The 24,363-nt window shown below is 59.5% G+C and carries 25 protein-coding genes, 1 tRNA gene and 1 other RNA gene; 18 read left to right on the top strand and 9 right to left on the bottom strand.

Features of this window, described 5'->3' with window-relative positions:
- Positions 1-148 precede the first annotated feature (148 nt).
- The 6 genes from efeU (at position 149) to AC6I79_RS08135 (ending at position 6,235) form a co-directional block, all read left to right on the top strand.
- Positions 149-982: an iron uptake transporter permease EfeU gene (efeU, locus tag AC6I79_RS08110; protein ID WP_159378082.1), complete on the top strand. Its 834-nt coding sequence runs from the start codon at positions 149-151 to the stop codon at positions 980-982.
- 51 nt (positions 983-1,033) lie between these two features.
- Entirely contained in the window at positions 1,034-2,152 is a 1,119-nt protein-coding gene (efeO, locus tag AC6I79_RS08115) for an iron uptake system protein EfeO (protein WP_498002455.1), read from the top strand.
- A 2-nt stretch (positions 2,153-2,154) separates the two neighbouring features.
- Complete coding sequence (gene efeB / locus AC6I79_RS08120; protein WP_498002457.1) at positions 2,155-3,435, top strand: iron uptake transporter deferrochelatase/peroxidase subunit; 1,281 nt, start codon at positions 2,155-2,157, stop codon at positions 3,433-3,435.
- A gap of 571 nt (positions 3,436-4,006) precedes the next feature.
- Positions 4,007-4,795, top strand: coding sequence for a phosphate starvation-inducible protein PhoH (gene phoH / locus AC6I79_RS08125; RefSeq protein ID WP_125310820.1), 789 nt, complete (start codon positions 4,007-4,009; stop codon positions 4,793-4,795).
- A gap of 98 nt (positions 4,796-4,893) precedes the next feature.
- On the top strand, positions 4,894-5,901 hold the full coding sequence (locus AC6I79_RS08130) for an XdhC family protein (protein ID WP_166711606.1): 1,008 nt from the start codon (positions 4,894-4,896) through the stop codon (positions 5,899-5,901).
- A 196-nt stretch (positions 5,902-6,097) separates the two neighbouring features.
- Positions 6,098-6,235 (top strand): hypothetical protein, encoded by a 138-nt coding sequence (locus tag AC6I79_RS08135; protein ID WP_021509915.1) that lies wholly within the window; start codon positions 6,098-6,100, stop codon positions 6,233-6,235.
- 161 nt (positions 6,236-6,396) lie between these two features.
- On the opposite strand, the gene hxlB is transcribed toward AC6I79_RS08135, so the two are convergent.
- From hxlB to AC6I79_RS08150, 3 genes are all read right to left on the bottom strand, one after another.
- A complete protein-coding gene (gene hxlB / locus AC6I79_RS08140) occupies positions 6,397-6,957 on the bottom strand; it encodes a 6-phospho-3-hexuloisomerase (RefSeq protein WP_125310822.1) in 561 nt (186 codons plus the stop codon).
- A gap of 729 nt (positions 6,958-7,686) precedes the next feature.
- Positions 7,687-7,818, bottom strand: a non-coding RNA gene (locus AC6I79_RS08145) — RtT sRNA.
- A gap of 45 nt (positions 7,819-7,863) precedes the next feature.
- Positions 7,864-7,951: transfer RNA gene (locus tag AC6I79_RS08150), tRNA-Ser, on the bottom strand.
- A gap of 245 nt (positions 7,952-8,196) precedes the next feature.
- Between AC6I79_RS08150 and phoA the strand changes: the two genes are divergently transcribed.
- Positions 8,197-9,603, top strand: coding sequence for an alkaline phosphatase (gene phoA / locus AC6I79_RS08155; RefSeq protein ID WP_264443174.1), 1,407 nt, complete (start codon positions 8,197-8,199; stop codon positions 9,601-9,603).
- 5 nt (positions 9,604-9,608) lie between these two features.
- Here the strand turns inward: phoA and AC6I79_RS08160 are convergent, their stop codons facing one another.
- On the bottom strand, positions 9,609-10,784 hold the full coding sequence (locus tag AC6I79_RS08160) for a YbfB/YjiJ family MFS transporter (protein ID WP_498027681.1): 1,176 nt from the start codon (positions 10,782-10,784) through the stop codon (positions 9,609-9,611).
- A gap of 86 nt (positions 10,785-10,870) precedes the next feature.
- Between AC6I79_RS08160 and AC6I79_RS08165 the strand changes: the two genes are divergently transcribed.
- Positions 10,871-11,665, top strand: coding sequence for a helix-turn-helix transcriptional regulator (locus AC6I79_RS08165; protein WP_058757432.1), 795 nt, complete (start codon positions 10,871-10,873; stop codon positions 11,663-11,665).
- 38 nt (positions 11,666-11,703) lie between these two features.
- On the opposite strand, the gene gap is transcribed toward AC6I79_RS08165, so the two are convergent.
- From gap to flgA, 5 genes are all read right to left on the bottom strand, one after another.
- Complete coding sequence (gene gap, locus AC6I79_RS08170) at positions 11,704-12,714, bottom strand: type I glyceraldehyde-3-phosphate dehydrogenase (RefSeq protein WP_021509920.1); 1,011 nt, start codon at positions 12,712-12,714, stop codon at positions 11,704-11,706.
- A 77-nt stretch (positions 12,715-12,791) separates the two neighbouring features.
- The gene (locus AC6I79_RS08175; protein ID WP_104188888.1) at positions 12,792-13,772 is read right to left on the bottom strand and encodes a GlxA family transcriptional regulator; all 981 of its coding nucleotides are present in this window, start codon (positions 13,770-13,772) and stop codon (positions 12,792-12,794) included.
- A 49-nt stretch (positions 13,773-13,821) separates the two neighbouring features.
- On the bottom strand, positions 13,822-14,277 hold the full coding sequence (locus tag AC6I79_RS08180; RefSeq protein ID WP_088517760.1) for a flagella synthesis protein FlgN: 456 nt from the start codon (positions 14,275-14,277) through the stop codon (positions 13,822-13,824).
- Positions 14,278-14,282: 5 nt separating this feature from the next.
- The gene (flgM, locus tag AC6I79_RS08185; RefSeq protein ID WP_058757435.1) at positions 14,283-14,570 is read right to left on the bottom strand and encodes a flagellar biosynthesis anti-sigma factor FlgM; all 288 of its coding nucleotides are present in this window, start codon (positions 14,568-14,570) and stop codon (positions 14,283-14,285) included.
- Between the two features lie 66 nt (positions 14,571-14,636).
- A complete protein-coding gene (flgA, locus tag AC6I79_RS08190; RefSeq protein WP_498002464.1) occupies positions 14,637-15,326 on the bottom strand; it encodes a flagellar basal body P-ring formation chaperone FlgA in 690 nt (229 codons plus the stop codon).
- Between the two features lie 230 nt (positions 15,327-15,556).
- On the opposite strand from flgA, the gene flgB reads away from it, so the two are divergent.
- The 10 genes from flgB to flgK all read left to right on the top strand — a co-directional run bounded on the left by flgB (position 15,557) and on the right by flgK (position 24,342).
- On the top strand, positions 15,557-15,967 hold the full coding sequence (gene flgB / locus AC6I79_RS08195; protein WP_132462288.1) for a flagellar basal body rod protein FlgB: 411 nt from the start codon (positions 15,557-15,559) through the stop codon (positions 15,965-15,967).
- A gap of 8 nt (positions 15,968-15,975) precedes the next feature.
- Positions 15,976-16,380: a flagellar basal body rod protein FlgC gene (gene flgC, locus AC6I79_RS08200; protein ID WP_058757438.1), complete on the top strand. Its 405-nt coding sequence runs from the start codon at positions 15,976-15,978 to the stop codon at positions 16,378-16,380.
- 9 nt (positions 16,381-16,389) lie between these two features.
- Complete coding sequence (locus tag AC6I79_RS08205) at positions 16,390-17,055, top strand: flagellar hook assembly protein FlgD (RefSeq protein WP_058757439.1); 666 nt, start codon at positions 16,390-16,392, stop codon at positions 17,053-17,055.
- 30 nt (positions 17,056-17,085) lie between these two features.
- Complete coding sequence (gene flgE, locus AC6I79_RS08210) at positions 17,086-18,288, top strand: flagellar hook protein FlgE (RefSeq protein ID WP_498002467.1); 1,203 nt, start codon at positions 17,086-17,088, stop codon at positions 18,286-18,288.
- Positions 18,289-18,296: 8 nt separating this feature from the next.
- The gene (locus AC6I79_RS08215) at positions 18,297-19,031 is read left to right on the top strand and encodes a flagellar basal body rod protein FlgF (protein WP_058757441.1); all 735 of its coding nucleotides are present in this window, start codon (positions 18,297-18,299) and stop codon (positions 19,029-19,031) included.
- A 23-nt stretch (positions 19,032-19,054) separates the two neighbouring features.
- Positions 19,055-19,837 (top strand): flagellar basal-body rod protein FlgG, encoded by a 783-nt coding sequence (gene flgG, locus AC6I79_RS08220; protein WP_058757442.1) that lies wholly within the window; start codon positions 19,055-19,057, stop codon positions 19,835-19,837.
- Positions 19,838-19,875: 38 nt separating this feature from the next.
- Complete coding sequence (locus tag AC6I79_RS08225; protein WP_264251604.1) at positions 19,876-20,571, top strand: flagellar basal body L-ring protein FlgH; 696 nt, start codon at positions 19,876-19,878, stop codon at positions 20,569-20,571.
- A gap of 10 nt (positions 20,572-20,581) precedes the next feature.
- Entirely contained in the window at positions 20,582-21,682 is a 1,101-nt protein-coding gene (locus tag AC6I79_RS08230) for a flagellar basal body P-ring protein FlgI (RefSeq protein ID WP_498002470.1), read from the top strand.
- Positions 21,682-22,620, top strand: a complete 939-nt coding sequence (gene flgJ / locus AC6I79_RS08235; RefSeq protein WP_127834254.1) for a flagellar assembly peptidoglycan hydrolase FlgJ — start codon at positions 21,682-21,684, stop codon at positions 22,618-22,620. The genes AC6I79_RS08230 and flgJ overlap by 1 nt, the downstream gene beginning before the upstream one ends.
- An 81-nt stretch (positions 22,621-22,701) precedes the next feature.
- Entirely contained in the window at positions 22,702-24,342 is a 1,641-nt protein-coding gene (gene flgK / locus AC6I79_RS08240) for a flagellar hook-associated protein FlgK (protein ID WP_498002472.1), read from the top strand.
- The last annotated feature ends 21 nt before the right edge of the window (positions 24,343-24,363 follow it).

Below are 24,363 nucleotides of genomic sequence, written 5' to 3' on the forward strand. Positions count from 1 at the left end.
TTTCCCGCATCGCTACCTGACCCGCAAAAGCAAAATTAATTTCGCGCGGTGACTTGTATTTTCATCCGCGATAATGATAATCGATATCGTTCGCACTTTACGTATTTTTACCTAAGGTTTACCCTCCTTAACATTCAAGAGGTTGGTGATGTTCGTCCCTTTTCTCATTATGCTGCGCGAAGGTCTTGAGGCAGCGCTCATCGTCAGCCTGATTGCCAGCTATCTCAAACGCACCCAGCGCAGCCAGTGGTTCCCCGCGATGTGGGCCGGCGTGTTTATCGCTGCGGCGCTGTGCCTCGCGCTCGGTATTTTTATCAACGAAACCACCGGTGAGTTCCCGCAGAAACAGCAGGAACTGTTTGAGGGCATCGTGGCGATGATTGCCGTGGTGATCCTCACCTCAATGGTGTTCTGGATGCGCAAGGTGTCGCGCAATATCAAAGCCACGCTGGAAAAATCCGTCGATCAGGCGCTGCAGAAGCCGGGCGGCAGCGGGTTGCCGCTGGTGCTGATGGTGTTCCTCGCCGTGGCGCGGGAAGGGCTGGAGTCGGTGTTCTTTCTGCTGGCGGCGTTTACCCAGGATGTTGGCTATGCGCCACCGATTGGCGCGGTGCTGGGTCTGGCGACCGCCATCGTGCTGGGCATGCTGATTTACTACGGCGGCGTGCGTCTTAACATGGCGCACTTCTTCCGCTGGACCAGCCTGTTCATCCTGCTGGTGGCGGCCGGACTGGCGGCGGGGGCGATCCGCGCCTTCCACGAGGCGGGACTTTGGAACCACTTCCAGGCGACCGCGTTTGACTTCAGCAACACGCTCTCTACCCATTCGATCTTTGGCACGCTGCTGGAAGGCATTCTGGGTTATCAGGAAGCGCCGAGCGTCAGCGAAGTCGCGGTATGGCTGATTTATCTGATCCCGGCGCTGCTGCTGTTTTTCTTCCCGGCGCGTCCGGCACCCAGCGCCGCACGGTCGGTGCGCTAAATTTTCGCAGGCGCGCGTGCGCCTGTACCTTCATGTAACAGGGATATGACTATGACGATTCGCTTCCGCCGCAAGGCGCTGTTGCTCTCTATGCTGGCGCTGTCCGGTGCCGCTTCTGCCGCTGCCGTACCGCAGGTCACGGTAACCGTCACTGATAAACAGTGCGAGCCGATGTCGCTCAACGTGCAGGCCGGTAAAACCCAGTTCATCATCAAAAACAACAGCCAGAAAGCGCTGGAGTGGGAAATCCTCAAAGGGGTGATGGTGGTGGAAGAGCGCGAAAACATCGCGCCGGGCTTCAGCCAGAAGCTCACCGCTAACCTGGAAGCGGGCGAATATGACATGACCTGCGGCCTGCTCACCAATCCGAAAGGCAAACTGGTGGTCAGCGGTGACAGCAAAACCGCCAGCAGCGGCAAGCCGGACGTGCTGCAGCTGGTCGGGCCGATTGCCGATTACAAAGTCTACGTGATGGGCGAGGTGAGCGCGCTGGTGGCCGGCACCAAAGCCTTCACCGACGCGATCAAAGCCGGTGACGTGGAAAAAGCCAAAGCGCTGTATGCGCCGACGCGCGTGCACTACGAGCGCATCGAGCCGATTGCCGAACTGTTCTCTGACCTCGACGGCAGTATCGATGCGCGTGAAGATGACTTCGAGAAAAAAGCCGAAGATCCAAAATTCACCGGTTTCCACCGGCTGGAAAAACTGCTGTTCGCGGATAACACCACCAAAGGCGCGGACGCCTTTGCTGACCAGCTGTATAAGGATGTGCAGGATCTGCAAACCCGCGTCAGCGAGCTGGCTTTCCCGCCGGCGAAAGTGGTCGGAGGCGCGGCAGGCCTGATCGAAGAAGTGGCGTCCAGCAAAATCTCCGGTGAGGAAGATCGCTACAGCCGTACCGATCTGTCCGATTTTCAGGCCAACATCGACGGCGCACAGAAAATCGTTGATCTGCTGCGTCCTCTGCTGCAAAAAGCCAATCCGCAGCTGCTGGCGAAAGTGGACGCGAACTTTAAGAAAGTGGATGGCATCCTCAGCAAGTACCGCACCAAAGACGGTTTTGCCTCCTATGAAAAGCTCACCACCAGCGACCGTAATGCGCTGAAAGGGCCCATCACCACGCTGGCGGAAGATCTCTCCCTGCTGCGCGGCACTTTAGGTCTTGATTAATCATGAGTAAAAAAAATGACGCGGCGCAACCGTCGCGTCGTCGTCTGTTACAGGGATTGGGCATGTTGGGTGGCGCGGCGGCACTGGGCGGCGGCTGTCCGTTCCATGCCGCCAGCGCGGCAGAGAGTTTTTCACCCGGCACGGTTGCACCCGACGCGCGCCAGCAGGCGCAACCGTTTTACGGCGCTCATCAGGCCGGCATCCTGACGCCGCAGCAGGCATCTATGATGCTGGTGGCGTTTGATGTGCTGGCCAGTGATAAAGCCGAACTTGAACGCCTGCTGCGGCTGCTGACGCAGCGCTTCGCCTTCCTCACCCAGGGCGGACCGGCGCCGGCGGTGCCCAATCCGCAGCTGCCGCCGCTCGACTCCGGCATTCTTGGCGCAGAGATTGCGCCCGATAACCTGACGCTGACGCTGTCGGTCGGCAGTTCGCTGTTTGATGAACGTTTCGGGCTGGCGGCGCATAAGCCCAGCCAGCTGCAGGCGATGACGCGCTTCCCGAACGATTCGCTCGACGCCGCGCAGTGCCACGGCGACCTGCTGATTCAGATCTGCGCCAATACGCAGGATACGGTGATCCACGCGCTGCGCGATATCATCAAGCACACGCCGGATCTGCTGGCGGTGCGCTGGCGGCGCGACGGCTTTATTGCTGACCATGCTGCGCGCAGCAAAGGGCGCGAAACGCCGATCAACCTGCTGGGTTTCAAGGACGGCACCGCCAATCCGGATACCCACAATGCGCAGTTAATGAACCAGCTGCTGTGGGTAACGCCCGACCAGCAGGAACCGGCGTGGACGCACGGCGGCAGCTATCAGGCGGTGCGCATCATCCGTTTTCACGTCGAGATGTGGGATCGCACGCCGCTGGGCGAGCAGCAAACCATTTTTGGTCGTGAGAAGCTGTCCGGCGCACCGCTGGGGATGCAGCATGAGCACGACGTGCCGGATTATGCCCGCGATCCGGACGGCCAGATCATCGCGCTGGATGCGCATATCCGGCTCGCCAATCCGCGCACGCCGCAAACCGACAGCAGCCTGATGCTGCGGCGCGGCTACAGCTACTCCTCAGGCATTACCGGGGCAGGGCAGCTGGATATGGGGCTGCTGTTCGTCTGTTATCAGCATGATTTAAGCAAAGGCTTTATTACCGTGCAGAAACGACTGAACGGTGAAGCGCTGGAGGAATATATTCGTCCCATCGGCGGCGGATACTTTTTTGTTTTGCCCGGCGTGGCGGACAAAAATCATTATCTGGGACAGCCGTTGTTGCAGGCCTGATTAATTAATGTACAGCGCTTGTCCGCCACAGGGCGCGGCAGGCGCTGCCGTTAAGCCCGTCTTAAATTTCCCCTGTTACGCTGCCACATCCGAATTTTCTGAAACAGTTTGTTAAGCCCTGAATTATCCATCCCATTGAATAACATCACTAATTTAATTTAAGCACACCGGAGCGATGCTCCGCTTATCGGGATTTCTTTGCCATAAAGTAAAAATAGTGTTGCAAATCGGCGGAAATATGATGAACTTTAGTCATAGCGTCGTCAGTTGTGTGGCTAAGTCCACTGGAGTTCGCGCATGGCCCGGTCCTCATACGGACAGTTAAATACACGTCAGCTAGCGCAGTTAGCCGCGGGGGAGCGTCTCCCGCCTGATAATTCTCTTCTTTCTTTTATCGCCTTCGAATTCATTTCCGTTGTTTACCGGTGCGCGGCAGCGTTTCGGCGTTGTTGCACACTTTTCTCACTGGCTCGATACGGCTTACAAGGAAGCCAACAAAACCTCTAAAGCGTTCAAATCATCGCCGCGGGTGATCCGCCGCGATAAATGAAACCAACTGTAAGGTGCCACTATGGGAAGACAGAAAGCAGTGATCAAAGCGCGTCGTGAAGCCCGCCGAGTGCTTCGCAGTGACTCTCGCAGTCATCGTCAGCGTGAAGAAGAATCGGTCACTTCGCTGGTGCAGATGGGTGGGCTGGATGCAATTGGCATGGCGCGCGATGTGCGTGACCGGTCAGCAATTGAGGCCAGAAACGATGCTCAGGCGCACTATCTTAACGCCATAGAAACGAAACAGCTGATATTCGCGACCGGTGAAGCCGGCTGCGGTAAAACCTGGATCAGCGCTGCGAAAGCAGCCGAGGCCCTGATCAATAAGGACATCGAAAGGATCATTGTGACGCGCCCGGTTTTACAGGCGGATGAAGATCTCGGTTTCCTGCCAGGAGACATCTCCGAGAAATTCGCCCCTTATTTCCGACCGGTTTACGACGTTCTGGTTAAACGTCTCGGCGCTTCCTTTATGCAGTACTGCCTGCGACCCGAAATCGCCAAGGTAGAGATCGCGCCCTTCGCGTATATGCGCGGACGTACCTTTGAGAATGCGGTGGTGATTCTGGATGAGGCGCAAAACGTCACCGCTGCACAGATGAAGATGTTCCTGACCCGCCTGGGCGAAAACGTCACCGTGATTGTCAACGGTGATGTTACCCAATGCGACCTGCCCGCCAGCGTCAAATCTGGCCTTGCCGATGCGCTGGCGCGCTTCGAAGAGGATGAGATGATTGGCGTGGTGCGTTTCGGTAAAGACGACTGCGTCCGCTCGGCACTGTGCCAGCGCACGCTGCATGCTTACAGTTAACCTTGAAAAAATAGCTAATCTCAACCCGGCTGCGGCCGGGTTTTTCATTGCTATGCTTACGGGAAGAAAAAGGGCGGAAACGATGAGCGGAGAAAGTCATGCACTCTCTTGATGTGCAGGTGGTAAGGATGGCGCAGCAGTGGGCGGAAGCGCAGCCGGTGTGGCTGTGTACCGTGCTCAGCACGTACGGCTCATCGCCGCGCCCGCCGGGCGCGATGATGGTGATTCGCGCCGATGGGCGCTATAGCGGTTCCCTTTCCGGCGGCTGCGTCGAGGAGAATTTTATCACCCGCGTTCAGCAGCAGGCGTTCTCTGCCGCCAGTCAACTGGTGCGCTACGGTGAGGGGGGCGACACGCCTGACCGCGCGCTGCCGTGCGGCGGCGTACTGGATATTCTGGTCGAACGGTTGCCTGCCGGTGCCGCCACGCTGGGCTACTTACAGCAGCTGGAGGATGCGCTGACCGGCGCGCGAGCTATCACCAAACGCCTGACGCTGCCGCAGCCGTGTCACGCCCTCGAACCGGCGCCTTATACCCGTCGCGCCCGCACCCATGTCACTGACGGTGAAATCGTTCTGACCCTGAGTGCCGCGCCGCGCCTGATCCTTGCCGGACTCTCCAGCGTCGCCGTTTACTGTGCCAACTTCGCGCTGGCGCTGGGATTCGAAACCATCGTCTGTGAACACCGTGAAGAGGTGCTGAGCAATATGGCGGCCGAACTGGCGCCGGATGTCAAACTGGTGCAGCAGTTTCCGGCAGTGTATCTGGAACGCGAGGGCTGTCATGCCGCCACGGCGATCCTCTCGCTGACGCATGATGCGCGTATTGATGATCTCACCATGATGGAAGCGGTCAATCTGCCGGCATTTTATCTCGGTGCGATGGGCTCGCAGCGCAACAGCGCCAAACGCAAAGCGCGCCTGAGCGCGATTGCGGAGCTGACGCCGGCGCAGTTGCAGCGCATTCACGCACCGGTTGGGCTGGATATCGGCAGCAAAACCCCGGCGGAAATCGCGCTGGCAATCATGGCGGATATTGTGCGTCACAAAAATGGGTTAGCGGCAACGGATGCGGTCAGCCCGGTGCACGCAGCGTCTGAAGGATAACATCACTCACCCCACGAAAAACCCGGATGTACCAGGACGCCAGCAGACGGGCAAACGGCTATGCCAAATTTTCGCGCCGCAAATAATCAATAAGCTGTGCTTTATGTTTCATGATGTGATCAACGCTTGCGCTTTACCGGTAACATCTTATCTTCAGTGAAGCGTGTACAAACACCTGAACTGAGAAGGGGTATTTATGGCTAAGCGTCATTGGATTAAATCAATTGAAATTACAGCAATTATTGTCTTCGCGCTGGTGATCGCCTGGCTGGCCGTCACAGGCATCCTGTCATCAACCGGCCTCGATCATGCGTGGCCTTATCCACATCAATAACTGACTCCGGCACCAGGGAAATCAATTACGCTTAAATATAAACAGAATAAATTATCTAACCTGCACACCCGTATCAGCGGCCATACCGTATCACCACACAGGGTTTCGGTGTCAGATTTGCCGCGTATAAATCAGCGACGTTCGGGAAAAGCGTTATGCTGTTATTCGAAGTCCGCATGGCGGCTGAACATGCTCTCGCTGGTTTCACCGCACTGATGCATGATTTCAAGCACCATGGCGTCACAGGTGATGAAGCAAAGCTGCTCAAAGGCCGAGCCCATTGGCTGCGAGAATCGTCCGGCGCTGCGTGCGTTATCGGTTTTAACGTTGCCGGGTAATACCAACACGCATTTGGCCAGTCTGCCGATGCCTGAATCTGCTTTCAGGGTAATCAGCGCCACATCGACACCGCGCTCAACGGCGTTCAGCGCCAGTGCTTTCAGGCTCGCGGTTTCGCCACTGCCAGAACCAATAATCAATAAATCGCCTGGTCTGGAGTGGGGTGACGAGATTTCACCCACCATGCTGACAGAGAAACCCAGATGCAACAGGCGGTTAGCGAACGCGCGGATAGCAATGCCGCTGCGCCCGGCACCCTGCAGGAAAATGTGTTTCGCGCTGCGAATTTGTGCGATCAATGCCTGCGCCTGGCTCTCGTCTATCTGCCGGGCGTTGTGCGCGAGTTCGTTAAGAATGTGGGATACGTTTGACTGAACGGCCATGTTAACGCTCTCCCGTCAGGCAATGGTTCGTCCGTCTCATTAAGCAGCGAAAAGAGTGGCCGGAACATGGCCGGTGCTTTTTCAGTCTGGTCATCGCGCATTCCCTCTTAATTCAGCGACATCATCAGTGGATGAAAAGGATACCCTGCAGAATTTCCGGTAAGAGTACACGGTCCGCTGCCCACGCGATATTGCAGCGAAAGGGGATCTTTCGATTATGCGTCCTGTGGCACAAAAGCACCTGGAGAACAGACAAATAAAAATGCCCAGCTGTTAACCGGGCACTTTTATATAAATGATGGCGGTGAGGGGGGGATTGATATCACTCGGCACATCCCTGTGCCTCGCCCTCCGGGTGGCTTGCAGCCATGCAAAACGGCTATCCTGCCGTTTTGTCACTTCGCTCACCCTGCGGGCAGCGTCGCAGGCTCCGCTGTCCAACTGGCATGCGCCAGTTGTCGAACCTCCAATCGGGGATTCTCATCCCCCCACGCGTGGAGAATATAAATGAGAAAAGCCCGTACTTGCGTACAGGCTCTTCTCTGAATGATGGCGGTGAGGGGGGGATTGATTCGCTTCGCTCACCCTGCGGGCAGCGTCGCAGGCTCCGCTGTCCAACTGGCATGCGCCAGTTGTCGAACCCCCAATCGGGGATTCTCATCCCCCCAGGTCGGGAGAATATACAAATAAAAATGCCCAGCTATTAACTGGGCACTTTTATATAAATGATGGCGGTGAGGGGGGGATTGATTCGCTTCGCTCACCCTGCGGGCAGCGTCGCAGGCTCCGCTGTCCAACTGGCATGCGCCAGTTGTCGAACCTCCAATCGGGGATTCTCATCCCCCCACGCGTGGAGAATATAAATGAGAAAAGCCCGTACTTGCGTACAGGCTCTTCTCTGAATGATGGCGGTGAGGGGGGGATTCGAACCCCCGATACGTTGCCGTATACACACTTTCCAGGCGTGCTCCTTCAGCCACTCGGACACCTCACCACATTTTGTTTGCTGACCGCACTGGGTCAACGGGGCGCTACTATAGGGAGTTCAGCGATAAGGGTCAAGGGCTATTTTCTCCTTTTTTTCTATTCGCTTAACCTCTGCGCAGATTGCCTTAAGCCTCTCCACTTTGCCGGCTTTGTCATCAAAATATTCCTTAACTGACACAAAAGTGTCACCGCACTGTCGCAGACTTGTCGGCGGAAACATTTGGTTATATCTACGGATAAGGATGCTGATAAATGAAACACTTACCTCTTTTCACGCTCTCTCTGCTGGCTTCACTCACCACCACGTCCGCGCTGGCAGAGAGCGCCAGCTATCAACGCGCCGCCATCGGCGATATCACCCAGCACGGCGGCGCGCGTCGCCTGAGCGGCGACCAGACCGAGGCGCTGAAAGCCTCATTGAGTAATAGCACGGCGAAGAATGTCATCCTGCTGATTGGCGATGGCATGGGCGATTCCGAAATCACCGCGGCACGCAATCAGGCAATGGGGGCTGGCGGTTTCTTTCCCGGTATTGATACGCTGCCGCTCACCGGCCAGTACACCCATTACTCACTGGACAAGAAAACGCATAAGCCAAACTACGTAACGGATTCTGCCGCGTCGGCCACCGCCTGGGCCACCGGCACGAAAACTTATAACGGCGCGATTGGCGTCGATGTCAACGGCACAGATCAGGTCACGCTGCTTGAGCTGGCCAAAGCAGCCGGCAAAGCCACCGGCAACGTCTCCACCGCAGAACTGCAGGATGCCACGCCGGCCGCGCTGATGGCGCACGTTACCTCGCGCAAATGCTACGGCCCGGAAAAAACCACTGAGCTGTGTCCGGGTAACGCGCTGGAGCAGGGCGGGAAAGGATCGATCAGCGAGCAGCTGCTGCAAACCCGTCCCGACGTCACGCTGGGCGGCGGCGCCAAATCCTTCGCTGAGCGAGCTAAAGCGGGCGACTACCAGGGTAAAACCCTGCGCGAGCAGGCCGAAGTACGGGGATTCCAGCTGGTCGATAATCTCGCCGCGCTGAATGCGGTACAGCAGGCGAATCAACAGACGCCACTGCTGGGGCTGTTCTCGGAGGGCAACATGCCGGTGCGCTGGCAGGGGCCAAAAGCCAGCTATCATGGCAATCTGGATAAACCGGTGGTGACCTGTGAGGTCAACAAAGACCGCCCGGCATCAATGCCAACCCTGGCGCAGATGACGCAAAAAGCCATCGACCTGCTCAGCCACAACAGTCATGGCTTCTTCCTGCAGGTGGAGGGCGCGTCGATTGATAAGCAGGATCACGCTGCTAACCCGTGCGGTCAGATTGGTGAAACCGTCGATTTAGATGAGGCGGTGCAGGTGGCGCTGGCGTATGCGCGCGAGCACGGCGATACGCTGGTGGTGGTCACCGCCGATCACGCGCACAGCAGCCAGATCGTTGAAAACGGCACCAAAGCGCCGGGTCTGACTCAGGCGCTCAACACCAAAGATGGCGCAGTGATGACCATCAGCTACGGTAACTCGGAAGAGGATTCCCAGGAGCACACCGGCACCCAGTTGCGCATCGCGGCCTACGGTCCGCACGCGGCGAATGTGGTCGGCCTGACCGATCAGACCGACCTGTTCTTCACGCTTAAGCAGGCGATGGCACTGAAGTAAGCGCGTCAGTGCGGGCGGATGCGCAGCACCAGCAGCCCGCCCAGCACCAGTCCGCCAGCGGCCAGCAGCAGCGCGGGGTGCAGTGAAGCAAAAATCTGCACGCTGGCGGCGGAGATCAGCGGCCCGATTAGCTGACCAGTGGCATAGCCTGACGTCAATATCGCCACGGTTTTTGCCACGCTGATATTGGAGACGGCGCGCGCCAGCTGCATCGACAGCTGCATAATCGAAAGAAACCCCAGCCCGACCATCACCGTTGAGATCAGCAGCCCGCTCACGCCCGGGATGAGCACGCCGCTGGCCACGCCCAGCCCCTGCAGGACCATAACCCACGCCAGGCAGAGGCGCGTATTCAGGCGCGCTGAAAACAGCATAATCAGCACCACACCAGCCACTGCGCAAAGTCCAAACAGCGGCCAGAAAAGCGCTGCCAGCTGACCCTGAGCAAACAGGCTGTGCGCCATTTGTGACAGAAACGTCGCGGGCAAAATGTAGCCGAAACCGGCCAGCGTATAGGCCAGCCATAGCCGTTTTACCGAGCGACCTGGAGCCGCCGACGCACTTTCCCGCTGCCGGGCGGGGAGCGACGCGGGCAGCGCGCGCCACACCAGCAGCACGCCAGCCAGCGCGACCAAGCCATAGCATTGCCAGGCGCGATCGTCATTCAGGTGTAACCGGGCGATAAGCCACGCCAGCACGCCGCTCAGGGTGATGCCGGCTCCCGGGCCGGCAAATACCGCGGCGGACATGCGCGGGGCCTGCTGCTGTGCCAGCACCATCTGCGTCCAGGAGGTGACGATAATCAGGGCCCAGGCACCACCGATACCCGCCACCACACGGAACAGGCACTGCAGTACCCAGGCATGACTAAAGCCGGAGAGCAGAGTCACCAGCGCGGTGGCCAGCAAACCGGCCTTCAGGTAGCGCGCGTGATGGGCGGTGATCCGGCTCACGTGCAGTGCACCCAGCAGGTAGCCGATGTAATTCATCGCCGCCAGCACACCAGCGCTGGAGAGGGTCAGGTGACCGTTGGCGATCATCAGCGGGATCTGCGGCGTGAGTGAAAAGCGGCCGATACCCATTACCACAATCAGGGTCACCATGCCGGTGAGCATGGTGATCAGGCTCACCCGGGTGTGCCGGACTGCTTGCCGTCCGGCGGAAACTGAATCTGCTGACATACTTTGCTTTACTCCGCTGAGATACCTTACTCTGTCCGGTGATAGTAAATGTCAATCAGTCAGTGAAAAATGGGGTGGTTTATCCTATGACTACAGGTCATACCCAGGCCGTAAAATCGCGTGGTGAAGATGTGAAAAACTTCCTTACCCGCCAGCGCGCGCGTATTGATCCGCAGATCTATGGCTTCAGCCGGCAAAACCGGCGCGTCAGCGGACTGCGGCGCGAAGAAGTGGCACAGCTGGCGGCGGTCAGCGTCAGCTGGTACACCTGGCTCGAGCAGGGCCGCGACATTAGTATTTCGCCCGCCGCGCTGCAGCGTATCGGCAAAGTGCTACAACTCTCGGTCACCGAGCAGGAGTATCTTGAAGCGCTGGTGTTTGGTAACGCACATTCGCAACCTTTCAGTCATGAATTGCCGCCTGAGGTGAGGGCGATGGTGGATGCGCTGGACCCACATCCGGCGTTTGTGCGCCGCGCCAACATGGATATTGTCTACTGGAATCCGGCAGCGCAGTCGCTGATTGTCGACTGGGCGGCCCTGCCTCCGGCGGATCGCAACTCGCTCAAGCTAATGTTCATCAGTGAAGCCTACCAGCAGCGCATTCATGGCTGGGAAGAGGCGGCGCGCCATACGCTGTCGGCGTTTCGCGCCGGTTATGCCGCCAGCAATCAGGCGCAGGAATTCGAGGTGGTGATCGAGGATTTGCTGGCGCGCAGTGCTGGGTTTCGCACGCTGTGGAATGACCATGATGTGGGGAAAATCGGCGCGGGCAATAAAACCCTGATTGATGTCGAAGGGAGGATGCAGACATACACCTTTACCTCACTGCAAATTGAGCAGGCACCGGGAATGCATCTGATCTTCTATCTGGCGCATTAGCGCGGCGCGCGCAGGTCGGGCGCACGCCGCCGGGGAGGTTACAGACCGCGCTGTGCCATCAGGCGTGCGAGGTCAACCAGACGGTTGGAGAAGCCCCATTCGTTATCGTACCAGGCAAGGATCTTCACCAGGTTGCCACCAATCACCAGCGTCGATAAGCCGTCGATAATCGATGAGCGCGCATCGCCCTGATAATCGCTGGAGACCAGCGGCTCATCGCTGTAGCCGAGGATACCCTGCAGCGGACCCGCAGCAGCAGCGGCTTTAAAGGCGTCATTCACCTCTTCGGCCGTCACGTCGCGTTTCAGCGTCACCGTCAGATCCACCACCGACACCACCGGCACCGGCACGCGCAGCGAGTAACCGGTTAAGCGGCCTTCCAGTTCCGGAATCACCCGGCCGAGCGCTTTAGCTGCGCCGCTGGAGTAGGGCACAATCGACAGCGCCGCCGCACGCGCGCCGCGCAGATCTTTCTCTGGCTGGTCATGCAGCGCCTGGCTGTTGGTATAGGCATGGGTGGTGTTCATCAGACCGTGCTCAATACCAAACGCCTGATGCAGCACCTGCGCGGCGGGCGCCAGGCCGTTAGTGGTACAGCTGCCGTTGCTCACTACAAAGTGCTGTTGCGGATCGTAGCGCTGGTCGTTGACGCCCATCACAATCGTCAAATCATCATTTTTGCCCGGCGCAGAGATGATCACGCGTTTGGCGCCGCCGTGCGTGATATGCACCGCGGCCTTGTCACGCTCGGTAAAAAAGCCGGTGGCTTCGATGACGATATCCACGCCCACTTCACGCCAGCGAATATTGGCCGGATCGCGCTCGCTGAACACCCGCACTGGTTTGCCATCAATGCGCAGCTCGCCGTCGCCAGCGCTGACTTCTGCCGGCAGCCGACCCAGCAGGGAGTCGTGCTTCAGCAGATGCGCCAGCGTTTTGCTGTCGGTGAGATCGTTAATCGCCACAATATCGATGTCGCTGCTGCCCAGCGCGGCGCGGAATACGTTACGTCCGATACGGCCAAAACCGTTAATGCCTACCTTGATCATGACTGACTCCTTAGTGAAGTTACTGCAGTCACTTTAGGCCGGAGGCGCGCTGGCGTAAACGACAAAAAAGGATCACTTTACGCCATTTTGCGGCTGTGAAAGCGCTGGCGATATTCGTTGGGCGTGAGATGCAGCTGGCGCTCGAAGCTGCGCCGCAGGTTGATACTGCTGCCAAAGCCGGTGGCGATGGCGATGCGTTCCAGCGTCTCGCGCGTCTGCTCCAGCCGTTCGCGCGCCGCCGCCAGCCGCGCTTCAGCCACATAGCGCGCCGGTGAAACGCCGGTTTCGCGGCTGAACACGCGGGTAAAGTTACGCGGGCTCATCGCCACCTGGGCCGCCAGTTTCTCCACCGACAGGTCTTCCGCCAGATGGGCGGCGATCCAGCTCTGCAACTGAGCAATCGGCCCCGACTCGCTGACGGACTGCAGGTGAAAGCGGCTGAACTGCATCTGGCCGCCGGGACGACGCAGATACATCACCATATCCTGTGCGATGTCGCGCGCCACGCTGAAACCAAAATCTTCCTCTATCAGCGCCAGCGTCAGATCGAAGCCGGAGCTGACGCCGCCGGAGGTCCAGATTGGGCCGTCCTGAATATACAGCGGGCCGCCTTCAACCTGCACGCGCGGATAGCTGGCCTGCAGCGTGTCCAGCAGACGCCAGTGGCTGGTGGCGCGCCGGCCATCCAGCAATCCCGCCTCCGCCAGCAGCATTGCCGCCCCGCAAATCGACACCACGCGGCGCGCCTGCGGGGCAGCCAGCTTAATCCAGTCCACCACCATGTTGCGTTCTTCGGGGTTATCACCGCGGCCGGTAATCATGATGGTGTCCCAGCGTTCGCGCGGATCGAGTTCAGCCAGTTTGAGATCGGCGAGCAGATTGAGGCCGGACTGGCCGTGGATCACCTGGTGCGGCTGCGTGGTCGCAATGCTGATACGATAGCGTGCGCCAGCGACGCCCACCGGCAGGTGCAGGTTGGCGTGCATCAGGATGTCGGCGATACCCGCCGCCTCGAACAGCATGCCGCCGTCCGGGACAATAATCAGAAAGGTTTTCATGGCGTAAAATGTACCTGCGCCACGAAAGAAGTCAATGCAGCAAGGGCTATCAGGCGCGCGAGCTGAATACCCGGCCGCGGCCATCAGACGGGGCGCTTCCGGCAGCACCGTACAGGCGCTGGTCGGCACCGGCCTGTTGCACCAGCTGATTGAGCTGCTGCGTTTTGCTGCGGTGCATCTCCAGCAGCTGATGGACACGCTGGTTATGCTGGTTGTTAGCGTGCACCTGTTCAAGCACCTTGCGCCACTGCGCCGCCAGCGCGCTGTCGGTTGCGTAAGGCGCCGCGACACCCTCAGCCTGTTCACCGGCACGGCGGCAGTCGTCATAGTGCTGTAGCGTCGCCAGCAGCTGACTTTTGCTGTCGGTGAGTAATTGCAGCGAGACCGGATTGATCTGGCTGCGGTTAAGCTGCGCCACTTCCTCTTTTAATACCAGCGCCAGTTCGGCCAGTGCGGTCTGCATCTGCTGCAGCACGCTGCTCAGGGTGTCCCCGGTGGTCGTCATCGTACTTATCCGTTAAACATTTCATCGACCAGCGCGGCAGCGATCTGGTCGGTATCAAGGGTATAGCTGCCGTCATTCAGCGCGGCACGCAGCGCATCCAGACGGGCGCTGTTGATATCGCGGCTGTCATCTGCGGTGGCCTGCCGGGCGTAGCTGCTCAGGCTGACGTGATCGTCACTGCTGCGCACGCTGCGGGGTTCGGCACGCTCGCGCGCTGACGGTGCGGTGCGCAGGTCGGCCAGCGTGCTGATGCTCTGCACCGGCGACGTGGTTTGCGTTCTGTCAATGCTCATAGATAGGTCCTGTTTTTTCGCGGCTTTACTGTTTCTATCGGGACAAACGAAAAAATCTAAAATTTATTACGGCAGGCTGAGTAAAATTTTTCCGTCCGCACTCACCACGCCCTGCAAGCGCTGACCGGCGGCGGTTTTCACCGCCAGCGTCTGGCCGATCGCCGCGTTATTCAGCGCCTTGCCTTTGCTGCGCAGGCGAAAGCCCTGGCCCTGCGCCACGATATCGACCTCTTCTCCCTGACGTATACGCCAGCTGCGGCGCAGCTGGCCCTGGGTCAGAACCTGTCCCGCAGCCAGCGCGCGCAGCGTGACCTGACCGATTAGCGCCTGCTGCCGTAACAGCGCGCCGGGCGGCAGCGCGGCGAGATCGCCGGAGACGCGGCGCAGATCGTCCGCGCGCAGCGTTTCCCCCGGAGCCAGCGTGCGCTGCGCCACATACCAGCTGCCGGTGGCGCTGACCTCAACCTGCAGAAAATAGCGCCGGCTGCCGCACTGTGCGGTCAGCGTGCGGTTACCCACCATCCGCGCCGGCTGGCCGGCTGCGCTGAACTGCGGCGCGGCGCACAGCGTATCCAGCGCCTTACCGCGCGACAGCAGCCGTACCTGCTGGTGTACCGCCACGTCTGCGGCGATCGGCTGATGCTGCTGCACCCAGATGCTGAGCTGGTTTTCCAGCGTGCTTTGCGCTGAAACCAGCGGGGCGCAGCACAGCAGCGCCACCGTCAGCGCCAGAGGTGGTGAAGGAAACGCATTCATCGCGAAATAACCTGAAAAAAGAGGACGCCAGTATAAAGCAACCGCCGCTTAATGAATGGCGGAATATGGTCGCACTTCTGCGGTTGATTATCTGCTTCACGCGGGGCGGGCGCAGCGAAAGATTTTATCCGGCTAATTGCGGATATTTGTGCGATTTTTTCGCAGTATAAAAATTGTTAGCGGCGCCACTAGAATGCACGCGTCAATTTTTAACGGCGGAAAGGTGAGCGATGCTGGATAAGCTAAGTAATGCGCTGCATTTTCAACAGCAGGCGCTGGGTTTACTCAATCAACGGCAGCAAATCCTGGCGGGCAATATCGCCAATGCCGATACGCCTGGCTATCAGGCGCGCGATATTGATTTTACGCAACAATTAAAGGCGCGCGTACAGGCGGATAGCGTAAATAACAGCCCCCTGACGCTGGCGATCACCGCTAAAGGACATATTGCCGCGCAGACCAGCGTGCTGCCGGATGCCAGACTCTTATACCGCGTGCCGGATCAACCCAGTGCCGACGGTAATACCGTAGACATGGATCGTGAACGCGTGCAATTCGCCGACAACAATGTGAAATATCAGTCATCGCTGACCTTTCTCAACGGGGAAATTAAAAAAATGATGAGCGTGCTGCAAGGATAATTTGTTCCATGTCAATTTTCTCTATTTTTGATATCACCGGTTCCGCCATGTCGGCGCAAAGTAAACGCATTAACGTTAGCGCCAGTAATATCGCCAATGCCGACAGTATCGCCGGACCCGACGGCGAAGCCTACCGCGCGCGCAGCGTGGTGTTTCGCGTCAAACCGCAGGCGGGCCAGCAGACTGGCGGCGTGGAGGTGACGGAGGTGCTGGAAGACAGCGCGCCGGACCGGCTGCACTACGAGCCGGACCACCCGCTGGCCGACGACGCCGGTTACGTGCACATGCCGAACGTCAACGTAGTCCATGAAATGGTGAACAGTATTGCCGCCTCGCGCAGTTATCAGGCCAACGTTGAAGTGATGAATTCGGCAAAGTCCCTGCTGTTAAAAACCCTGACTATCGGTCAGTAAGGAACGAAGATGGCCGTCAATCCGGTGATGAACGGAAATAACAATGTCAACGGTACGCGCGGCGGCACCAGCGCGGATGATTTGACGCAAAGCTTTATGACGCTGCTGGTGGCGCAAATGCAAAACCAGGATCCCACTAATCCAATGGATAATAACCAGCTGACTTCACAACTGGCGCAGTTTAATACCGCCGCCGGCGTCGAGAAATTAAACAGCACGCTGGAGAGCGTTGGCATGTTAGTGGGCAGCATGCAGCAGTTAAATGTGGCGGAGTGGGTCGGTCGCGATGTCTATATCGAAGGTGACACCCGCGTCGGATTCGGCGACGACGCAAATCATGACTTTGCTTTTGCGCTGGGCAGCGATGCCGAAACGGTAAAAGTGAATCTGCAGGATGCCAATGGCAATACCTACACCGCCGAACTGAAAAATGTCAAAGCCGGCGTCAATAAATATACGCTGGACGATTTAACCAACTTCCAGCCCGCGACTCCGCCGGCTGACGGCGAATATAGCGTGACCTATTCCGCGTCTACCACCGAAGGGGACGCACCGGAAATTCAGTCGCTGAAAAAAGCCAAAGTAGAGGGCGTTTCTTTTACTCCGACCGGCGCATTAATTCAGCTGGGCAAAGATGGCGCGGTAGGCATTGGCGACATCGTGCAAATTCTTTAATTTCTTTCGCGATTATACGAGTTATTCATTATGGGCTTTTCTCAGGGTTTAAGCGGTCTGAATGCCGCCTCGCAGGCGCTGGATGTGGTCGGCAACAATATTGCCAACTCACAAACCGTCGGCTTTAAATCGGGTTCGATCACCTTCGGCGATGTGTTTGCCGGTTCGCAGGTCGGCATGGGCGTGCAGGTGCTGGGCGTCAACCAGAATTTTGGTGACGGCATTCTCAGCCAGGGCAACAGCAATCTGTCGATGGGCATTCAGGGCAACGGTTTTTTTCGCCTGACCGATGCCGCGGGCAAAATATTCTACAGCCGCAACGGTGAGTTCACCAAAGACGCCGACGGCTTTATCACCAACAACGGCCTGTACCTGACTGGCTATCAGGCCACCGGCACGCCACCCAGCATTCAGCCAGGCTCGCCGCTCGGACCGATCCAGATCCCGGATACGCAGATGCCGGCCAAAGCCTCCACCAGCGGTAGCCTGCAGGGCAACCTCAACTCCAGCGACGACAACAAAGTGCTGGCTGACTTCGACGCCAGCGATGCCAGCACCTACAACTTCGCCAGCGTGGTGGAAGCCTACGACAGCCTCGGCAACAAGCACACCGTGGATGTTTATTACATCAAAACCGCCGACAACCAGTGGACAGTGAAAACCCGCGATACCTCTGCGCCCGGCAACCCCGAGTTCCAGGAAACTACGTTGCAGTTCAATAGCGCAGGGGAGCTGACCAGCACGCCGGCGGAAGTGGACATCATTGGCGCGGCTTTTAAGGGCGGCGATCCGCTCAACTTCAAACTGGATCTGAGCGGCATGACGCAGCAGGCCAGCGACACCGCGATGGTGCCGGCAAAAACTGACGGCTATGAGCCAGGCAAACAGAATGGCTACACCGTCGGCGATAACGGCCAGATCATCGCCTCCTACAGCAACGGCCAGCAGCAACTGATTGGTCAGGTGGTGCTGTCGAATTTCACCAATCCGGGCGGACTGGCGTCGCAGGGCAATAACACCTGGTCGGCAACGCCGGAATCGGGTCAGGCCACCAACGGTCTCTCCGGTACCGGCAACCTCGGCAAGCTGCACGGCAGCGTGCTGGAGGCGTCCAACGTCGATTTGGGCAAAGAGATGGTCAACATGATCGTCTACCAGCGTAACTACCAGTCCAACTCGCAAACTATCAAAACCCAGTCTGAGCTGCTGCAGACGCTCTCGACGCTGCGGTAAGGGCGGCTATGGATCGCGCGATTTATACCGCCATGGGCGCCGCCAGTGCCGCCATGGATCGCCAGTCGGTTACCGCCGGCAATCTGGCCAACAGCAGCACGCCGGGCTTCCGCGCCCAGCTCAGCGCCACGCGCGCGGTGCCGGTCACCGGTCACGGTGTGCTGACGCGCACGCTGGCTACCGCCACCACGCCGTGGCATGCCAGCCAGCAGGGGCCGGTGCAGCAAACCGGCCGCGAGCTGGATGTGGTGCTGCCGGCCGAAGGCTGGCTGGCGGTGCAGCGTGCGGACGGCAGCGAAGCCTACACCCGCAACGGCAGCATTGAGGTCGACAGCGAAGGGCAGCTGCGCATTGCCGGTCTGGCGCTGCTGGGTGACGGCGGACCGCTAACGGTGCCGCCGCAGGCCACGCTGACCGTCGCTGCCGATGGCACCGTCACCGCCCGCGGCGCGGGCGATCAGGCCAATGTGCTGACGCCGGCAGGCCGGCTCAAACTGGTCAGTGCGCCAATCAACAGCCTGCGCCGCAGCGATGATGGCCTGTTTCTCGCGGATAGCGGCGAACTGCCGGCCGATGCGGCGCTGCGGCTGACCAGCGGCGCGCTGGAGGGCAGCAACGTCAGCCCGGCACAGGCGATGGTCGAGATGATCGCCACCGCGCGCGGCTTCGACATGAACATGAAACTGATCGGCAGCGTGGATGAAAACGCGCGCGCCGCTAACCAATTACTGAGCGCGGGCTAAACCGCGCTTCCGGGAGTCAACTGATGATTCGCTCGTTATGGATTGCGAAAACCGGCCTCGAAGCCCAGCAAACCAACATGGACGTGATCTCCAATAACCTGGCCAACGTCTCGACCACCGCCTTTAAGCGCCAGCGGGCGATGTTTGAGGATCTGCATTATCAGACACTGCGCCAGCCTGGCGCGCAGTCTTCCGAGCAGACCACCATTCCGACCGGCCTGCAGCTCGGCACCGGCGTGCGTCCGGTAGCGACGCAGCGCATTCACAGTCAGGGCAACCTGAGCCAGACCAATAACGCCCACGAAGTGGCGATTGAAGGTCAGGGCTTTTTCCAGGTGCAGATGCCGGATGGCACGCTGGCTTACACCCGCGATGGCTCGTTCCAGCAGGATCAGAATGGTCAGATGGTCACCGCCAGCGGCTACACGCTGATGCCGGGCATTACGCTGCCGGCCGAAGCGGACAAGCTGACCATTGGCGTGGACGGCATGGTCAGCGTCACGGTGCCGGGCCAGACCGCACCGGTGGTGGTCGGGCAGATCTCGCTGGTGACCTTCACCAACGATGCCGGACTGGAGAGCATCGGCGAAAACCTGTATCGCGAAACCCAGTCTTCCGGTGCGCCGAATGAGTCGACGCCTGGCCTGAACGGCGCGGGCAAGCTGAAACAGGGCTATATCGAGGGATCGAACGTCAACGTCGCTGAAGAGCTGGTGAACATGATCCAGACGCAGCGCGCCTACGAGGTCAACAGCAAAGCGGTCTCCACTTCAGACCAGATGCTGCAACGCCTGACGCAACTTTAATGTGCTGGCCGCAGCGCGCGGCCGCCTGACGATCCGCTATGAAACCGTACTCAACAACTTTTTTTGTCACGCTGGCGCTGTCTCTGGTACTCAGCGGCTGCAGCGTGATGCCGCACGCGCCGCTGGTACAGGGCGCGACCTCGGCGGCGCCGGTGGAGACACCGGTCAGTGTCACCAATGGCGCTATTTTCCAGACCGGCCAGGCGATGAATTACGGCTATCAGCCGATGTTTGAAGATCGCCGGCCGCGCAACGTCGGCGATACGCTGACCATCCTGTTGCAGGAGAACGTCAGTGCCAGCAAGAGTTCTTCCGCCAGCGCCAACCGTAACGGCAGCGCCGGGCTGGGATTTGATGCGGTGCCGCACGCCCTGAGCGGTTTGCTGGGCGGCGATCGCGCCCGGGCGGAGATGAGCGGCAAAAATGATTTCAGCGGCAAAGGCGGCGCGGCGGCGCGTAATACCTTCAGCGGCACGCTCACCGTCACCGTTACCGAACTGCTGGCCAACGGTAACCTGCGCGTGGTGGGCGAAAAGCAGATTGCCATCAATCAGGGTACTGAATTTATCCGTTTCTCCGGCGTGGTGAATCCGCGCACCATCAGCAGCGGCAACACCGTGCCGTCCACTCAGGTGGCGGACGCGCGCATTGAATACGTCGGCAACGGCTACATCAATGAGGCGCAGCAGATGGGCTGGTTGCAGCGGCTGTTCCTTTCTCTCTCTCCGCTATAGGCACCGACCAATGAACACCTTTCTGATGCGCAGTCTGCTGCTGATGCTGCTGTGCAGCGCCACGGTTCACGCCGAGCGCATTCGTGATATCGCCAGCATTCAGGGCGTGCGCAGCAATGCGCTGATGGGCTATGGCTTAGTGGTCGGTCTGGATGGCACCGGCGACCAGACCATGCAGGCACCGTTCACCGGCCAGAGCCTGAACAACATGCTGTCGCAGCTCGGCATTACCGTGCCGCCCGGCGTCAATATGCAGCTGAAAAACATTGCGGCGGTGATGGTGACCGCTGAGCTGCCGCCGTTTGCGCGCAGCGGTGAGAAGATCGACGTGGTGGTTTCATCGCTCGGCAATGCAAAGAGCCTGCGCGGCGGCACGCTGCTGATGACGCCACTGAAAGGCGCCGACAACCAGATTTACGCGCTTGCGCAGGGCAACCTGCTGGTGAGCGGTGCCGGCGCGCAGAGCGGCGGTAACCGGGTACAGGTCAATCAGCTCAACGGCGCGCGCATTGATAACGGTGCGACGGTCGAACGCGAAGTGCCGCTGGATTTTGCCGGCCAGGGTGAGCTGCGCCTGCAGCTGCACGAGGAAGATTTCAGCGTGGCGCAGCAGGTCAGCGATGTCATCAACCGTCGCTTTAGCGGCGCGGCACAGGCCGAAGACGCGCGCAGCGTGCGGCTGTATGTACCAGCCACACCGGCGGCCAAAGTGCGTTTCCTCGCCGAGGTGCAGAACCTGCCGCTGCGGGTGGCGGTGATGGATGCCAGAGTCATCGTCAATTCGCGCACCGGTACGGTAGTGATGAACCGGCACGTCACGCTGGATGCCTGCGCGGTGGCGCAGGGCGATCTCACGGTAGAAGTGTTCAATAACCGCGAAGTCAGTCAGCCCGATACGCCCTTCGCCGGCGGCGAAACCGTGGTGACCAATAACACCGAAATCTCAGTGCGCGAGCAGGGCGGTTCGCTGCAGCAGGTTAATACCAGCACCGATTTGAACAACGTGGTGCGCGCCTTAAACCGTCTCGGCGCGACGCCGAATGACCTGATGTCGATTCTGCAGTCAATGAAAAACGCCGGCTGCCTGCGCGCCCGGCTGGAGACCAACTGATGACCGCGCCACACCGTTACGCCGCGTTTGACGTGCAGGGGCTGAGTGCGCTGAAACGCCAGATGCGCGCCGACGGTCGCGGAGCGATGCAGAGCGCCGCGCGGGAAATGGAAGGCCTGTTTGTGCAGGTGATGCTGAAAAGCATGCGTCAGGCCAGCTTCGGCGGCGGTTTGCTGCAGAGCCAGGCGGGCGACATGATGACCTCCCTGTACGATCAGCAGCTGGCGCAGCAGGTGGCGGGACGCGGCGAGCTGGGGCTGGCGCAGATGATGCTAAAGCAGATGGGCGAGCTACCACAGACGGTGAACCAGACCGCAGGCACCCGTGTGCCGGAGGTGATGCAGCGCCTGAGCCACAGCCTGGCGCCACAGCCGGCGCAACCGGCAGTAACCCTGCTGCCCGCGCTGGTGGCACCGCTCAACAGCGCGGCGGGCGGCGATCGCCACGACTTTATCCGTCAGCTGATGCAGCCGGCGCTGGCGGTGGCACAGCGTACCGGCATCGATCACCATCTGATTATTGCTCAGGCCGCACTGGAGTCCGGCTGGGGCCGGGGCGAAATCCGCACCGCCAGCGGCGAGCGCAGCTACAACCTGTTTGGCATCAAAGCCTCACCCGACTGGCAGGGCAAAACCACCGACATCACCACCACCGAGTTTATCGATGGCGTCGCGACCAAAACCCGCGCCGCGTTCCGCGTCTATGACTCTTTCAGCGAGGCGCTGAGCGATTACGCGCGCTTCATCGCTGACAACCCGCGCTACCGGGCGGTCACTGACGCCGCCAGCGGCGAGCAGGCGGCGCAGGCGTTGCAGCACAGCGGCTACGCCACCGATCCGCATTACGCCAGCAAACTGATCAGCATTATGCAGCGGGTAAAAAGCACGGTGAGCGCCAGCGTCAGCGCCTATCAAACCGATCTCTCAACGCTGTTCTGATTTTTTATTTCAGAAATTTCTGTAATCACCGATGGGTTGAGTAGGGATTTGTCTCAATTTGACCGATTGTACGGGGAAACCATGAATCTGATGTATCTGGCCAGAAATGGTCTGGGCGCCGCGCAGACGGCACTGCACGTTGTCGGCAATAACCTGAGCAATGCCATGACCCCCGGCTACAGCCGCCAGAGCGCGCAGTTCGGCGAAGCCGGTGGCCGCACCACCGCCAACGGTTTTTTTGGCTACGGCACGCAGATTAACGGCATCGAACGCGCCTACAGCGGATTTGCCAATCAGCAGCTGCGCGACGCCAACAGCAGCTTTATGCAGCATGACGGCCGGCTGTCGCAGCTCAGCCAGATTGACAAGCTGTTCGGTGACGACAGCGCTAACTTTTCGGTTTCCCTGAATAATCTGTTTAAAGGGCTGGAAACGCTGAATGGCGATGCCTCCAGCGCGTCGGCGCGCCAGGCGGCTTATCTGCAATTTACCGCGCTGACCTCGCAGCTTAACACTCAGGGCCAGGCGCTGAACGGCCTGCAGAAAAGCAGTAACAGCCAGATTGAACAGAGTGTGACCGACATCAACGACGTCACGCGCCAGCTGGCCAGCCTGAATGAAGAGATTGGCAAGATTCACGGCCAGACCGGCAATCTGCCGGCCGACCTGCTCGACCTGCGCGACGGCCTGCTGAATAAACTCAGCGGCCAGGTGGGGATTCGCGTCAGTGAAAACAGCGCCACCGGGCGGGTCGACGTCACGCTGGAAAACGGCTTCCCGCTGGTCAACGGCCACAGCGCTTATACGCTGTCGACCGCGCCGTCGGCGGAAGATCCGCTGAAAACCGTGGTGATGTACCGCGACGCCGCCGGTAACGAGCAGCGGCTGGATGAGAGCAAGTTGTCGCACGGTAAACTCGGCGGCCTGTTTACCTTCCGCAATAACGATCTGCTGCAGGCGCGTGATGAACTGAACCAGCTGGCGCTGCAGATGGCGCAGCGTTTCAACACGGTGAACCGTGACGGTTACGACGCGGCGGGCAAGCCGGGCGGTGATATTTTCAACATCCCGCAGCCGGTGGCGCAGGCCAACCGCAACAACCTCGGCAGCGCCGCGCTGGACGTCAGCTTCAGCGATATCAGCCAGGTGCAAACCGGCGGCTACACCCTGAGCATGACCGACAGCGGTGACTGGCAGGTGAAAAGCCGCGATGGCCGCGTGGTGCCGCACACGGTGGATGCCAATACCGGGGCGCTGCAGTTTGACGGCCTGAGCATTAGCGTGACGCCGGGGGCCAGCCCGGGCGACAGCTTTAGCCTCAATCCGCTGGATAACGTGGCGGCGCGCCTGCAGGTGGCGCTGAGCAACGGTGACGGCATTGCCGCCTCGGGATCCGCCGATGCCGACGACAAAACCAACAATGAAAACCTCAAAAAAATGCTGGCGATCCAGACCGAAGCGCTGGTGGGCAAAGCAACGCTGAGCGAAGCCTATTCCAGCCTCGTCGGGCGCGTCGGCGCCACCGCCTCGGCAGCAGAAAGCGATGCCACCCAGAGCGCCAAAGCGCTGGAAGCGGCGGCGATGGAGCAGCAGGCGATTGCCGGCGTCGATCTCAACGAAGAGTACATCAGCCTGCAGATGTACACCCAGTACTACCAGGCCAACAGTCAGGTGCTGCAAACCGCGAACAGGTTGTTTGACGCGCTGTTAAGCCTGCGCTGAAGCGCAATCATTTAAGGGAGG

The organism is gamma proteobacterium symbiont of Scutellera amethystina (assembly GCF_059730845.1).